The sequence below is a fragment of the Bradyrhizobium iriomotense genome (assembly GCF_018130765.1).
In the GTDB taxonomy this organism is placed as follows: domain Bacteria; phylum Pseudomonadota; class Alphaproteobacteria; order Rhizobiales; family Xanthobacteraceae; genus Bradyrhizobium; species Bradyrhizobium iriomotense_A.
Map to the genome: position 1 here is coordinate 540,275 of NZ_JAFCJZ010000001.1, position 12,718 is coordinate 552,992.

The following is a 12,718-nucleotide window of genomic DNA, read 5'->3' on the forward strand; positions in this document are numbered from 1 at the left end:
ATTGGAATTTCGCTGCGATTTCAGTGCCCCGGCTACTGTGCATGGGGTTGTTTTCGGCATTTTGTTTTGGAGGGCCAGCATCCCGCCTCAGTGCCGCTTGAAATACTGCACCTCGCGCTCATGCTTCTCGGCCGCCGCACGGCTCCTGAACGTGCCGAGGTTGCGGCGCTTGCCGGTCTTCGGATTCACCTTGCGTGAGTAAAGGCGGTACTCGCCGGATGCCAGTTTGCGGATCATGATCGGGCCTCCTGCTTGTCGGGGTTCAACGACCGGTGCTGGAGCTGGTTCCTGCTCGAAGCCGCTTCGAACCGTCAGGTGCAGGCCCGCGACCAAGGGGCATGAACCAGACAGAGCCATCCCCCGAAGAGCAGATCGCCGAATTCGTCGCCAGCGCGGCGAAGCAGCCGCTGCTCGATGCCGCCTTCGAGCTCTGGCGCTGGCGCTACCGATTGGATTCGATCGAAGGGCGCCCGACCGCCGAAGAGGTCCGCATCAACCGCACCCTCACGCCGCAGCAGATGGCCGAGAAGTATCGCTACGATCGCGACCATGCCCATGAAGGGCCGATGTTCGGGTATCTCAAGCGCGCCCATCCGCGCGCCGACGACGATGCGATCCGGCAGGCCATCATCACCGTCGTCAAGTTCGAGGGCGCCACGGAGGCGCATTTCAAATGGGATGGCGATTTCTGGGCCTGCGTCGTGCGCGCTGTGGCGCAGGCGGCCGCGGAGTATCCTGACTTCCTCGAGACGACCTATCGCGACGCGCGCAACAATCTCGCCTACTACATGAAGTGAGCTAGAAGCACAGGGTGGTGACGAGCTTGCCCTGCTTGTCCTTGATCGCATAGGGACAGCGAATGCGCTCCAGTGCCTTCTTGGCGTCCTCGTCGCCGAGCGCTGCCGCGCGCTCGTAATAGGCTTTGGCGGCGTCCTTGTCCTTGGGCCCGCCGCGGCCTTCCTGGGCGAAGGCGCCCATCCGTTCCAGCGCGCCGGGATGGTTTTGCGCCGCCGCCTTCTCGAACAGCGCGCGCGCCGCGACGTCGTCCTTTGCGCCGCCGTCGCCTTCAGACAGCATCAGGCCGAGCTGGTACTGCGCCTCCGCGTTGGTCTCGGCGGCCTTGCCGAGCAGCGCACGGGCCTGTGCGGGGTCGGCCGGCGCCGCGCCACCTGCGCTACCGATCGCAGCAAGGTTGCTGACGCCGCGGGGATTACCGGCCTGAGCTGCCTTCTCGAACAACTTTCGCGCCTGCGCTTCATCCTTGGCAACGCCGGAGCCGGTGCCATAGAGCACGCCAAGCTCGACCATGGCCGCGCTCGATCCCTTGTCGGCCGCCTTGCGCCAGGCGGCGATCGCCTCCGCCGTCTGCCGGTTCGCCGCATAGGCGCGCCCGAGCGCGAACATCGCACGGCGCGATGACGGCGCGGCCTGCTTGCAGAACTTGATGGCGGTAGAGACGTCGGAGCTAGCGATCTCGGCCACGCCCTTCACGTCGGTCGGCTTGTCGGGATCGCTGGGATCGGCGGCGACCCGGTCGCACAGGACAAGATCGGCTGACTGCGCATGCGCGGCCAGGGGCGCGGCGAGCGCGAAGAGGATGGCAAGCAGATGAGTTCGCATGATCGCTACGTTGCGTCCCCGCCCCGGCAAATTCAAGGCTCGAGTCCGGATTGGCGGAGGACAGGAACGACCTCCGGTGAGGAGAGGAAACGCAACAGCCGATCGGCCGCGACGGCGTTCTCCGCGTTCGCCATGCGGCCGGCGGAGAACACCGCCGGCGTTTGCAGCTCAAGGGGGACCGGACCGATCACCTCGATGCCGCCGACCTGCTTCAGCTCGCTGATCTGCTGCACGGCAAGGTCCGCCTCGCCGCTGGCGAGCCGCTCCGCCGTAAAACCCTGCTCGACTATGGTGGCCTTGGCGTTGATCTCGGCCGCGATCCCCATCCGCACGATCAGCTGGGCGAAGTACACGCCGCTCGCGCCGAGCCGCGAATAGGCGACGGACCCCGCCGCGAGCAGCGTCTGGCGCAGCGCGGCTTCGCTGCCGATGTCAGGATGCGGCTGCCCTGCCCGCACGGCAATGCCGACGAAGGAGCGCGCCAGATCGGCCGCGCCTTCCGCAACCACGCGGCCCTCGCCGATCATCTCGTCGAGCCCCTCGCGCGTGAGGATCACGAGATCGGCGGCCTCGCCGGCGCGCAGCCGCTTGAGCAGGGCCAGCGTCGGCGCAAAGTCCGCATCGACATGAATGCCGCTGGCGGCCTCGAAGGCGGAGGACAGGCTGCGCATCGCGCCCATCAGGCCGAGCGTCGAGAGCATGCGAACGGTATTTGCCATGTGTATTCCCGGATGACGTTCAGGCGCGGTGCATCAGCTTGAGCGCGGCGGTGAGGCGCAAGGATCGCTTGCCGGCAAGCGCCGTCGCCTCCAGCACCGCCTCCTCCGCGTCATAGCTGCCGGAGAAACCGATGCCGACCTCGTGGCCGCCGAAGATCGGATCGTCCTTGGCCGGCGTGTGCTCCTGGTTGAGGATCTGGCCCTTCCAGCGGCCTTTCGCGGCGGTGTAGCTGCCGAGATAGTAGAACGCCGCATCGCCGCCGAGGATGCGGCCCTGGTTGAGCAGCATCACGCCAGTGAGGCCGCCGTCGATGCCGTCGAGCATGCGCAGATGCACCGAGTAGAGGCCGTCGGCGATGCCGCCCTCACCGACGCTGCCCGCGATCGGCACCTCGTCCTCCGTGATCGGCGTCATCACCGACTGGAACGGCACGCCCGGCAGTTCTTTCAGTTCGCCCTTGAAGCGATAGAGATCGCCGTCGGCCCAGCCCTTCGCCAGCAAGGTCGCATCGTCGGTGCCGGCCATGGCGCGGTAGTTCGGATCGGGATTGTGACGGACCGTCTTGATCACGATGTCGACGCCCTCACCGGTCTTCTCGTAGGTGCCGATATGGGCGAAGGCCGAATTGCCGCCGAGCATCTTGCCGTTGCCGGCATGCATCACGCTCCGGCCGACGGCGTCGCCGAGCTGAAACCGCACCTTGTAGAAACCCTCAAACACCAGCCGTGTCCCCGGCCCCAGCGCGCATCCACGGGCACTCTATCCCGCTTTCGGCGGCGGTGGACAAGTTTCGCGCGGCGCTGCCCGGCGCGTCATGGGGATGGCCGTCATCAGAATGCAAAAATCCGCCGGAGCTTATCGCTCCGGCGGATTGAATGCCAACCCGGGCCAGCCCCAGCCCGGGCCGGGAGGATCTTAGGCCGCAGCCTTCTTGTCGGTCGGCACGGACGAGATCGTCTTCAGGATCTGCGAAGCGATCTGGTAGGGGTCGCCTTGCGAGTTCGGACGGCGGTCTTCCAGATAGCCCTTGTAGCCGTTGTTGACGAAGGAGTGCGGAACGCGGATCGAAGCGCCGCGATCGGCAACGCCGTAGCTGAACTTGTTCCACGGCGCGGTCTCGTGCTTGCCGGTCAGACGCTTGTCGTTGTCCGGGCCGTAGACGGCGATGTGGTCCATCAGGTTCTTGTCGAAGGCGGCCATCAGCGCCTCGAAGTACTCCTTGCCACCGACCGTACGCATGTACTCGGTGGAGAAGTTGGCGTGCATGCCCGAGCCGTTCCAGTCGGTGTCGCCGAGCGGCTTGCAGTGGAATTCGATGTCGATGCCGTACTTCTCGGTCAGGCGCATCATCAGGTAGCGGGCCATCCACATCTGGTCGGCAGCGGTCTTGGAGCCCTTGCCGAAGATCTGGAATTCCCACTGGCCCTTCGCGACTTCCGCGTTGATGCCTTCATGATTGATGCCGGCCGTGAGGCAGAGGTCGAGATGCTCTTCGACGATCTTGCGGGCGACGTCACCGACGTTCGAGAAGCCGACGCCGGTGTAGTACGGGCCCTGCGGCGCCGGATAGCCGGCGGTCGGGAAGCCGAGCGGACGGCCGTCCTTGTAGAAGAAGTATTCCTGCTCGAAGCCGAACCAGGCGCCGGCGTCGTCGAGGATGGTGGCGCGCTTGTTGGAAGCGTGCGGGGTCTTGCCGTCGGGCATCATGACTTCGCACATCACGAGCACGCCGTTGGTGCGCGCCCCGTCCGGGAACACGGCGACCGGCTTCAGCACGCAATCGGAGCTGTGGCCTTCGGCCTGCTGGGTGGAGGAGCCATCGAAGCCCCAGAGCGGAAGCTGCTCGAGCGTCGGGAACGACGCGAATTCCTTGATCTGAGTTTTGCCGCGCAAGTTCGGAGTCGGCGTATATCCGTCGAGCCAGATGTACTCGAGCTTATACTTGGTCATTGAGCCTCTCTGTAGATGATGCGAAAGGTTGGGGGCCCTGGGGCCCCCGCACGTTTGTACCCGGCCACCATCGGCCGGCCCTTTACAAGCATTTAACGTGCCAAAAGGCCGCACTTCGGGCGGTTTTCCACCGCGGCCGGCCTCGCCGCGACGCCGGCAAACCGTCCACAGCGACCTGCGTCATAGCCGCGCACCTTCGCGTGAAGCTGCACCGCAAAAATCCCGCGAAAAACGCCTGATTCTGGAGCAGGCCGACCCGTGCCTGAGGTTGCCGATGAAACGCGCATCAACGTCCAGCAATTTTCGTAAAGCATTCCGCCCCTGCCTAGCAACCTTTGGAATGGCCTATGCGTTAGTCACCTGCACGGTGCCTTGGGGGATGCAGACGGCTGTCTGCCTATAAAATAGGCCGCAACTGATCTCCTTTTCAGCACTTTCCAATTCGGGATGCGCGGCCGATATGGGGATTCCAGTAACCACAATCGAACGAGTCGGGCGCACCATGGAGGCCAAGGCGCTTCGACCAAGGAGAATCGCAATGATGAACAATGGTCTGAGTCACGGATCTGCGAAGATCTATCAATTCCCTGTCGGGGGCCGCGCGGCTCTCGCCGGGCGCCGCTATGGCGATACCCGCTTTCCCGCCGATCACGATTCGCTTCCCGCGAACGTCTCGATCTGCAGCGATAGCTGGTACCATCAGGACGCGGTCGACGAAGCCAAGCCCAAATGGGAACGCTAATGCCAGCTGCTGGTTTGAAAGCGCCGGGCTCTCGCAAGCGGCCGGCAGCAGTTTGAAAAAGGGTCGAAACAACGGTGTTTCGGCCCTTTTTGATTCCCCTCTAGAGAACCGGCTTATCGACCACCGCGCAGGTCGTGACCGGCCGCTTCAGGTGCTTGACCGTGGTCGGCCCGGTCTTGGGAATCCTTAGTGTGATCCCCGCCCCCGAATAGCGCGTCCCCGAAATCGCCAGCCGCCTGCCGAGCGTAACCGGCGCGCCGTCGATCTGGAGGAAGGCGCGCTTGTCGTCGTCATAAAATCCCACGATGAACTGCGTACCATCGGCGCAGCGATAGGTCCGGAAGGTCTGCGCATCAGCCTGCCGCGCACTGAGGATTCCGACCGCCAGCATGGTGATCGCCAAAACAATGGCCTTGTGCCGGCCCATGATCGCCCCCTGTAATGGACTTAAGGACGCCGTAGCGCGTCCAGTGGAACCATAACCCAAGCTGATCTCATGCAAGACTCTTCCCTAAAAGACTCCCCTGCCCGTCATCTCGCCTTGCAAGGTGCCAGCAATTTTCGCGATCTCGGCGGCTATCGGACCGCCGACGGCCGCACCACACGCTGGCGGCACATCTTTCGCTCCAATCATCTCGGGCAGCTCACCGCAGCCGATGTCGAGATCGTTCGCGCGCTCGGTGTCAGAAGCGCATTCGATTTTCGCGGTGTCGAGGAGCGTGCGGCCGGCGTCTGCGTCGTCAACGAGATCACAGTGTATTCGCTGCCGATCGAGCCGACCGTCGTCGCCGCGCTGCGCGCCGAGATCGCGAGGGGGACACTGACCGCACCGGTCGCGCTCGAGCTGATGCGCGAGTCCTACCGCAACTATGTTCGCCACAACACGCACAGCTTTCGTGCGCTGTTCGGCCATCTGCTCGAAGACCGCGCGCCGCTCGTGATCCACTGCACCGCCGGCAAGGATCGCACCGGCTTTGCCAGCGCGCTGATCCTGCACGCGCTGGGCGTCGCCGACGACGTCATTGCCGAAGACTACCTTTTGACCAACCGCCACTACAAGCGCGACCCGTCGAACGCCGCCGACCTCCCCGCCGACGTTCTCGACGCGATCGGCTCGGTCGAGGCCTCGTACCTGGCGGCCGCCTTCGAAGCCGTCGGATGCGATTATGGCGATCTCGAAACCTACTTGCGCGATGGGCTCAAGCTCGGCACAGCAGAGCGCACCGCACTGAAGGCGCGCTATCTGCAAGCCTAGCGGCTGCGCCGGGAGAACGATGATGCAAGGCAAGGTTCTGGTCGTCACCGGCGTGCTCGGCGCGCTTGGCAAAGTGGTTGCCGACATCGCGCAGTCTCGCGGCGCGCGCATCGCCGGCATCGATCGTGCGCCCTCGCAACTGTCAGCGACGCCCGAGCGCATCGAGATCGGCGGCGTCGATCTGTCCGACGCGGCGCAGGCGAAGACGGCGATCGATGCGGCGGCGAAGCATTTCGGCCGGCTCGACGCACTGATCAACATCGCCGGCGGCTTCGCCTTCGAGACCGTCGGCGACGGCGATATCACGACATGGCAACGCATGTATGCGCTGAACGTGCTCACCGCGCTCAACACCTCGCGCGCGGCGCTGCCGCATCTCGCCGCGTCCGGAGCGGGTCGCATCGTCAACATCGGCGCCATGGGCGCACTCCAGGCCGGCAACGGCATGGGCCCCTATGCCGCCTCAAAGGCCGGCGTGCATCGTCTCACCGAGGCACTCGCCAGCGAGTGGAAGGGCAAGATCACCGTGAACGCGGTGCTGCCCTCGATCATCGACACCAAGGCCAACCGCGCCGACATGCCGAAGGCGGATTTTTCCAAGTGGGTGAGCCCGCAGGAGCTCGCAGAGGTGATCCTGTTCCTCACCAGCGATGCCGCCAGCGGCGTCACCGGCGCGTTGATCCCGGTCGGCGGGCGAGTGTAGCTGCGTTCAGATCGAAACGTCCGGGCACGCCTCGGATTCAATCGGAGCCGAGAAGGCTCTAGACTGCACGCAACTGATTCTTCGATCGGACCACCCTTGGAAACCGCGCTCTACCTGCCCGTCAAACGCTTCCTCGAAGAGCTCGGCTTCACGGTCAAGGGCGAGATCGGGGGCTGCGATCTCGTCGGCCTCAGCGCTGGCGATCCGCCTGTCGTGGTGATCGGCGAGCTCAAGCTCGCCTTCAATCTCGAGCTGATCCTGCAGGCGGTCGACCGTGCGCCGGCCGGCGACGAGGTCTGGATCGCCGCAAGAATGTCCGCGCGTGGCAAGGGGCGCGAGAGCGACGCACGCTACCGCAATCTCTGCCGCCGCCTCGGCTTCGGCATGCTGGGGGTGACCGACCGTGGCCAGGTCGAGGTTCTGGTCAAGCCGCCGACGGCGGCCCCGCGGCGCGAGCCGAAGATTCGCTCGCGACTCGTGGCCGAGCATCAGCGCCGCCAGGGCGATCCGGTGCTCGGCGGCAGCACGCGCGCGCCGATCATGACGGCCTACCGGCAGCAGGCACTGGCTTGCGCGTCGGAACTCGCGACAGGCCCGCGGCCCGTACGCGAGCTGCGCGTGCGGTGTCCCGATGCCGGCAAGATCTTGCTTAACAATGTGTATGGCTGGTTCGAGCGCGCCGAACGGGGAATCTACGGGCTCACCGAGGCTGGACACGCCGCGCTGAAGCGCTGGCCACAGCAACGGGTCGAGGCCGATGCAGGTGCTCCGTCACCGCCCTGACGCCGGATCGATGCAAGCGGTGAATAGCTGAGATGCCACACCAAATTCATATTGCAATGCAACATAGGCGGCACTAGGTATCCCGGATCGAAATGAGGCTACCATGAGCGCAGACTGGAATACCAAATATGGCACGCGGCGCGTGCGTCACGATCCGCCGACCCTGGACGAGGCGATCTTCGCCGCCGTCGGAATCACCGACGACCAGGAGCAGCAGGCCGAGATCGCCGCAGCTCTGATGGGGATGCCGCTCGATGTCGTCCAGGCCGAGGTGAAGAAGCAGGCCCGCACCAACAGCCGCATCACCGCCACGCGCGTGATCGCCGGCGAACAGGGCGCGCAGCGCTCGGTGGTGGTCGAACGCCGCGTCGTTCGCCGCTTCAGCACCGCTACGCGCACCGGTACCTGAGCCGTTTATCTTTCGATCCGAAACACAAAAGCGGACCGGTTTTGCCGGTCCGCTTTTTGATTCCGATCCGCTCTTTGAACTAGGCGGCGCGATTGCCGTACATGCTGGAGATGATCTTCCAGCAGGTCGAGTTGAAGCTGAGCAGAGCCCGGCCCGCCGTGAACGGCGCGGCCGCGAGATCCGCCAACTCCGCCTCGGGCGTCTTGGCCAGATCGATCGTTCCGGTCGATTCGCCGTGGCGGAAGGCCAGATGCGCACCGAACTTCCTGGCGAGCGCCCGCATCGCGTGATTCTCGGCACCCGTCGTGATGCGCAGCTGCTTGTATCCCTTCCAGCGCGCCTCCGCGATCAGGCGGCGGAACAGCACGGTGCCGACGCCCTGGCGGCGTGCGGAAGCCTCCACGCTGAAAGCGACCTCGGGCAGTGAACCATCTTCCGGCGGATGCAGCTCAGCCGCACCGCGGACCACGCCGTCGACGATATAGGCGACGATGACAGTGCCATCCTCGGCGCAGCGGGCGGCGTAACGCTCGATGAAGCTGTCGTCGAGAAAGCCGTTGAAACGGTCGTGCCGGCTTTCGGCATCGAGTCTCAGCAGGTGATCGCGCAAAAGCGGCAATTCTTCCTGCTGAATCAGGGTCCGCACATAGCCCGGGGCAGTGCGGACGGTCTCTTGAAGTACCACGTCAAAACTCCTCTTGGTGTCCCTCGAGGAGGCGTTCGAATCCCTAGGCCCCTTATATTGTGCATCGCAACACGTTTTTCAAGGCGGGAACCTGCCCAACTTAGCGGCATCGTGAACAACTATTTCGTTAACAAAATCAAAGACTCCGTAGTCTTACAGGACCAGCTGCGTCTGGGTCACCACGGCCACCAGCTTGCCATCCTCGGTCTCCAGCCGGGTGGTCCAGACCTGGGTCCGCCTGCCCCGGTGGACCGGGGTGGCGGTGGCAATCACCGTGGCCCCCTCCTTGGCCCCGCCGATGAAATTGGTCTTGCTCTCCAGCGTGGTCGTGCCCTTGGCGTCCTCGGGCAGGTTGATCACGGTTGCCGCGGCGCCGACGGAATCAGCCAGCGCCATCACCGCGCCGCCGTGGATGGTGTGGTGCAGCGTGCAGAGATCAGGCCGGACCATCATCCGCGCCACCACGCGGTCCTTCCCGGCCTCGACGAACTCGACGCCTTTGAGCTCGGCGAACGGCATCTTCATCGCTTTAAGTTTCTCGAGCGGCGTCATCGAATCTCCTCCCAATTCCTTGTGTTCTCAAGGTGAATTGCTTCGCGCGGCAAGGCAATGACGTCCGAGGTAATGGTTGCCGTGACTTCATCCGCGGCATGAGTGCATATGGTCCACCATGCGCCACTACCCGCCCCGCCGCATCGTCTGCCTGACCGAAGAGACGGTCGAGACACTCTACCTGCTCGGCGAGCAGGACCGCATCGTTGGCGTGTCCGGCTACGCCGTCCGTCCGCCCCAGGTCCGCCGTGAGAAGCCGCGGGTGTCGGCCTTCGTCTCCGCAGACATCCCGAAGATCCTGGCGCTGGAGCCGGACCTGGTGCTCGCATTCTCCGATCTTCAGGCCGGCATCGTTGCCGATCTCGTCCGCGCGGGCGTTGATGTCCATGTCTTCAACCAGCGTGACGTCGCTGGGATTCTGGCGATGATCAGGACGCTGAGTGCGCTGGTCGGTGCGGTCGAACGCGCGGACCAACTCGCGCAAGGCTTTGAGCGTCGCCTGGCGACGATTGCAGCAACGCCACGCCCCTCGCCGCGGCCAAAGGTCTATTTCGAGGAGTGGGACGATCCGTTGATCTCCGGCATCGGCTGGGTCTCCGAACTGATCGAGATCGCCGGCGGCACGGATGTGTTTACCGAGTTGCGGCATCGGCAGGCCGCGAAGGATCGCATCATTTCACCGGATGCCGTGCGTAAGGCTGCGCCTGATGTGATCCTCGCATCATGGTGTGGCAAGAAGGTCGTCCCTGCCCGCATTCGCGCGCGCGAGGGCTGGAGCGAAATTCCAGCCGTGCGTAACGACCGCATTGTCGAGATCAAGTCGCCGATCATATTGCAGCCGGGACCGGCGGCGCTGACGGACGGGCTTGATGCGATCGTGAAGGCGCTGTGGGGCGAGCACGAGTGAATTTGCCGACGACTCTCTAGCCCCCTCATCCTGAGGTGCGAGCCGTGCGGCGCAAAGCGGCGCACGGGGAGCCTCGAAGGATGAACGGCCGAGATGCAGCCACGGGCCGTCGCCCTTCGAGGCTCGCTCGCGCTGCTGCGCACCGCGGCTCGCGCCTCAGGGTGACGGTGATCAATTGGAGCATGCGGGTGCTCCAACCTCGTCATTGCGAGCGCAGCGAAGCAATCCAGACTGCCTTCGCGGAAAGATTCTGGATTGCTTCGCTACGCTCGCAATGACGCTCCTTGAAATACCGAACTCAATCTTCAAGCATCGCGCGCCCAGCCTGCCCCAGCTGTTCCCTCCCAGCACAAACGCCGGGCGCGCGTAAGCAAGACGCTCTGTCCGCACGTCGCTAGCCTCTGATCCGACGAAACCAACCCAGGGGCCTGTCCATGCGCAATCGTCTGATCCTCAACTGCTTCTCGATGAACGTCGTCTCCCACATCTATCACGGACTGTGGCGCCACCCCGACAGCACGCAGATGCATTTCGACAAGCTCAGCACCTGGATCGAGCTGACCAAGCTGCTGGAGCAAGGCTGCTTCGACGCGCTGTTCCTCGCCGATGTCATCGGCATCGACCCGGCCTACAAGGGATCATGGGACACCTACATCAGGGAAGGCTTGCAGATCCCCTGCAACGATTCCGCCGCGCTGTCCGCGGTATTGATCGGCGTCACCGAGAACCTCGGCCTCACCTTCACCAGCTCCATCATGTCGGAGCATCCATTCAGCTTCGCGCGGCGGCTGTCGACGCTGGATCATCTCAGCAACGGGCGCATCGGCTGGAACATCGTCACCAGCGTCAGCCATAACGCCGCGCAGAATTTCGGCTTCGACGAGATCATCCCGCATGACGAGCGCTACCGCCGCGCCGATGAATACATGGAGGTCGTCTACAAGCTCTGGGAAGGCTCGTGGGACGAAGGCGCGGTGCTCGGCGACAGGGAGAACGGCGTCTATGCCGATGCGAGCAAGATCCACCGCATCTATCATTCCGGCGAGCGCTACCGGGTGCTGGGGCCGCATCTCTGCTCGCCCTCGCCGCAGCGTACGCCGGTGCTCTACCAGGCCGGCGCCTCGCCGGTCGGTCAGTCCTTCGCCGCGCGCAACGCGGAAGGCACCTTCGTGCTCTATCCGACCATCGAAGGCGCGCGCAAAGGCATCGCGGCGACCCGCGCCGTCGCGGCAGCGAACGGACGACGGCCGGAGGACCTGAAATTCATCCAGGGCTTCTCTTTCGTCGTGGGCAGCACGGAGGAAGAAGCGTGGCGCAAGTCCGACGAGATCGACAAGGGCGTCAGCTATGACGGCCTCGCCGCACACATCAGCCGGGACATGGGCATCGACCTCGGCATGCTCGATCGCGACATGCCGATCGAACAGGCCAACATCGAGGGCCTGCGCGGATTCATCAGCATGTTCGAGGCCAGCAATCCCGGCAAGAAAGCGCGCGTCCAGGACCTCGCTTACGCGCTGTCCTACAACAGCCGCATCGTCGGCACGCCCGAGAGCATCGCCGACCAGCTCGAAGCCTGGCAGGATGCGGGCGTCGACGGCATCAACATGATCTGCCAGTATTTTCCAGGCTCCTATCGCGACTTCATTGAGCACGTGATTCCGGTGCTCCAGAAACGCGGCCTTGCCCAGCGCGAATACGCACCGGGCACGTTGCGCGAAAAGATGTTCCCCGGCAGCGGCGGCCGGCTGAACGAGCGCCACCCCGCTGCGCGCTATCGCGGGGCCTTCAAGGGCGGCGGCGAGAAGAGCGCGGGCAGCACCGGCGTCAAGTGGCAGACGGAACGCGCATGAGGAATGAGACTGTCATGGACCGTTCCGAGCCTGCCTTCGACGCGATGTCGAGGGCCAACGCCTTCAAGTCGGGCATGCGGAGATTTGCCTCCGGCGTCGCGCTCATCACGAGCGCCGCAGCCGGACAGCGCGCCGGGCTGGTCGCAACCGCGATCAGCTCGGTCAGCACGGCGCCGCCGACCCTGCTGGTCTGCATCAACCGGAGCGCCTCGGCGCACGATGTCATCGATCGATCCGGCATCTATGCCGTCAACCTGCTGACCGCCGCCGACCTCGAACTTGTCGACGTCTTTTCACAATCAGCACGCCGCGCAGAGCGCTTCACGTCCGGCGATTGGCAGACGCAAATCACCGGCGCGCCCGTGCTGGCTTCGGCGCTCGCCGCGTTCGATTGCAAGGTGGTGCAGCGGCTCGCCTACGAGACCCACACCATCTTCCTGGGCGAGGTCTTGCAGGTCGCGCTCGCCGAGCAGGATGTCGATCCCCTGCTCTACATGGACAGCGCATTCAGGCGGCTGGAGCGAGCCGCCTGACGCGAC

Annotated in this window: 17 protein-coding genes; 9 read left to right on the forward strand and 8 right to left on the reverse strand. The window is 64.6% G+C overall.

The window, feature by feature from the left end; all coding sequences use genetic code 11:
* Positions 1 to 87 precede the first annotated feature (87 nt).
* Positions 88 to 237 (reverse strand): hypothetical protein, encoded by a 150-nt coding sequence (locus tag JQ635_RS02560; RefSeq protein WP_007591825.1) that lies wholly within the window; start codon positions 235 to 237, stop codon positions 88 to 90.
* Positions 238 to 338: 101 nt separating this feature from the next.
* Between JQ635_RS02560 and JQ635_RS02565 the strand changes: the two genes are divergently transcribed.
* A complete protein-coding gene (locus JQ635_RS02565) occupies positions 339 to 797 on the forward strand; it encodes a hypothetical protein (protein ID WP_211408282.1) in 459 nt (152 codons plus the stop codon).
* A gap of 1 nt (position 798) precedes the next feature.
* Here the strand turns inward: JQ635_RS02565 and JQ635_RS02570 are convergent, their stop codons facing one another.
* The 4 genes from JQ635_RS02570 to JQ635_RS02585 all read right to left on the reverse strand — a co-directional run bounded on the left by JQ635_RS02570 (position 799) and on the right by JQ635_RS02585 (position 4,290).
* On the reverse strand, positions 799 to 1,620 hold the full coding sequence (locus tag JQ635_RS02570) for a tetratricopeptide repeat protein (RefSeq protein ID WP_211408283.1): 822 nt from the start codon (positions 1,618 to 1,620) through the stop codon (positions 799 to 801).
* A gap of 32 nt (positions 1,621 to 1,652) precedes the next feature.
* Positions 1,653 to 2,339, reverse strand: a complete 687-nt coding sequence (locus JQ635_RS02575) for a substrate-binding domain-containing protein (RefSeq protein ID WP_211408284.1) — start codon at positions 2,337 to 2,339, stop codon at positions 1,653 to 1,655.
* A 19-nt stretch (positions 2,340 to 2,358) separates the two neighbouring features.
* Positions 2,359 to 3,060: a GrlR family regulatory protein gene (locus JQ635_RS02580; protein WP_211408285.1), complete on the reverse strand. Its 702-nt coding sequence runs from the start codon at positions 3,058 to 3,060 to the stop codon at positions 2,359 to 2,361.
* 195 nt (positions 3,061 to 3,255) lie between these two features.
* A complete protein-coding gene (locus JQ635_RS02585) occupies positions 3,256 to 4,290 on the reverse strand; it encodes a glutamine synthetase beta-grasp domain-containing protein (RefSeq protein WP_211408286.1) in 1,035 nt (344 codons plus the stop codon).
* Positions 4,291 to 4,828: 538 nt separating this feature from the next.
* Here JQ635_RS02585 and JQ635_RS02590 point away from each other — a divergent pair.
* A complete protein-coding gene (locus tag JQ635_RS02590) occupies positions 4,829 to 5,032 on the forward strand; it encodes a DUF2735 domain-containing protein (RefSeq protein WP_211408287.1) in 204 nt (67 codons plus the stop codon).
* A gap of 100 nt (positions 5,033 to 5,132) precedes the next feature.
* Here JQ635_RS02590 and JQ635_RS02595 read toward each other — a convergent pair whose 3' ends face one another.
* On the reverse strand, positions 5,133 to 5,459 hold the full coding sequence (locus tag JQ635_RS02595; RefSeq protein WP_211408288.1) for an MliC family protein: 327 nt from the start codon (positions 5,457 to 5,459) through the stop codon (positions 5,133 to 5,135).
* 69 nt (positions 5,460 to 5,528) lie between these two features.
* Here JQ635_RS02595 and JQ635_RS02600 point away from each other — a divergent pair, with 69 nt between their 5' ends.
* The 4 genes from JQ635_RS02600 to JQ635_RS02615 all read left to right on the forward strand — a co-directional run bounded on the left by JQ635_RS02600 (position 5,529) and on the right by JQ635_RS02615 (position 8,182).
* Positions 5,529 to 6,287, forward strand: coding sequence for a tyrosine-protein phosphatase (locus JQ635_RS02600; protein ID WP_211408289.1), 759 nt, complete (start codon positions 5,529 to 5,531; stop codon positions 6,285 to 6,287).
* 22 nt (positions 6,288 to 6,309) lie between these two features.
* Positions 6,310 to 6,990, forward strand: a complete 681-nt coding sequence (locus JQ635_RS02605) for an SDR family oxidoreductase (RefSeq protein ID WP_211408290.1) — start codon at positions 6,310 to 6,312, stop codon at positions 6,988 to 6,990.
* A gap of 96 nt (positions 6,991 to 7,086) precedes the next feature.
* Positions 7,087 to 7,773: a DUF2161 domain-containing phosphodiesterase gene (locus JQ635_RS02610; RefSeq protein ID WP_211408291.1), complete on the forward strand. Its 687-nt coding sequence runs from the start codon at positions 7,087 to 7,089 to the stop codon at positions 7,771 to 7,773.
* 103 nt (positions 7,774 to 7,876) lie between these two features.
* Positions 7,877 to 8,182, forward strand: a complete 306-nt coding sequence (locus tag JQ635_RS02615) for a hypothetical protein (RefSeq protein WP_063683963.1) — start codon at positions 7,877 to 7,879, stop codon at positions 8,180 to 8,182.
* A 79-nt stretch (positions 8,183 to 8,261) separates the two neighbouring features.
* On the opposite strand, the gene JQ635_RS02620 is transcribed toward JQ635_RS02615, so the two are convergent.
* Together JQ635_RS02620 and JQ635_RS02625 are read right to left on the reverse strand one after the other, a co-directional pair.
* Entirely contained in the window at positions 8,262 to 8,867 is a 606-nt protein-coding gene (locus JQ635_RS02620; RefSeq protein ID WP_211408292.1) for a GNAT family N-acetyltransferase, read from the reverse strand.
* A 153-nt stretch (positions 8,868 to 9,020) separates the two neighbouring features.
* Positions 9,021 to 9,419 carry a PaaI family thioesterase gene (locus JQ635_RS02625; protein WP_211408293.1) on the reverse strand — a complete coding sequence of 133 codons (399 nt, stop codon included), beginning with the start codon at positions 9,417 to 9,419 and terminating at the stop codon, positions 9,021 to 9,023.
* A 118-nt stretch (positions 9,420 to 9,537) separates the two neighbouring features.
* Between JQ635_RS02625 and JQ635_RS02630 the strand changes: the two genes are divergently transcribed.
* The 3 genes from JQ635_RS02630 to JQ635_RS02640 all read left to right on the forward strand — a co-directional run bounded on the left by JQ635_RS02630 (position 9,538) and on the right by JQ635_RS02640 (position 12,712).
* Positions 9,538 to 10,326 carry a cobalamin-binding protein gene (locus tag JQ635_RS02630; RefSeq protein ID WP_211408294.1) on the forward strand — a complete coding sequence of 263 codons (789 nt, stop codon included), beginning with the start codon at positions 9,538 to 9,540 and terminating at the stop codon, positions 10,324 to 10,326.
* 434 nt (positions 10,327 to 10,760) lie between these two features.
* Entirely contained in the window at positions 10,761 to 12,179 is a 1,419-nt protein-coding gene (locus tag JQ635_RS02635) for an NtaA/DmoA family FMN-dependent monooxygenase (protein ID WP_211408295.1), read from the forward strand.
* A 14-nt stretch (positions 12,180 to 12,193) separates the two neighbouring features.
* Positions 12,194 to 12,712 (forward strand): flavin reductase family protein, encoded by a 519-nt coding sequence (locus JQ635_RS02640; RefSeq protein WP_246583237.1) that lies wholly within the window; start codon positions 12,194 to 12,196, stop codon positions 12,710 to 12,712.
* The last annotated feature ends 6 nt before the right edge of the window (positions 12,713 to 12,718 follow it).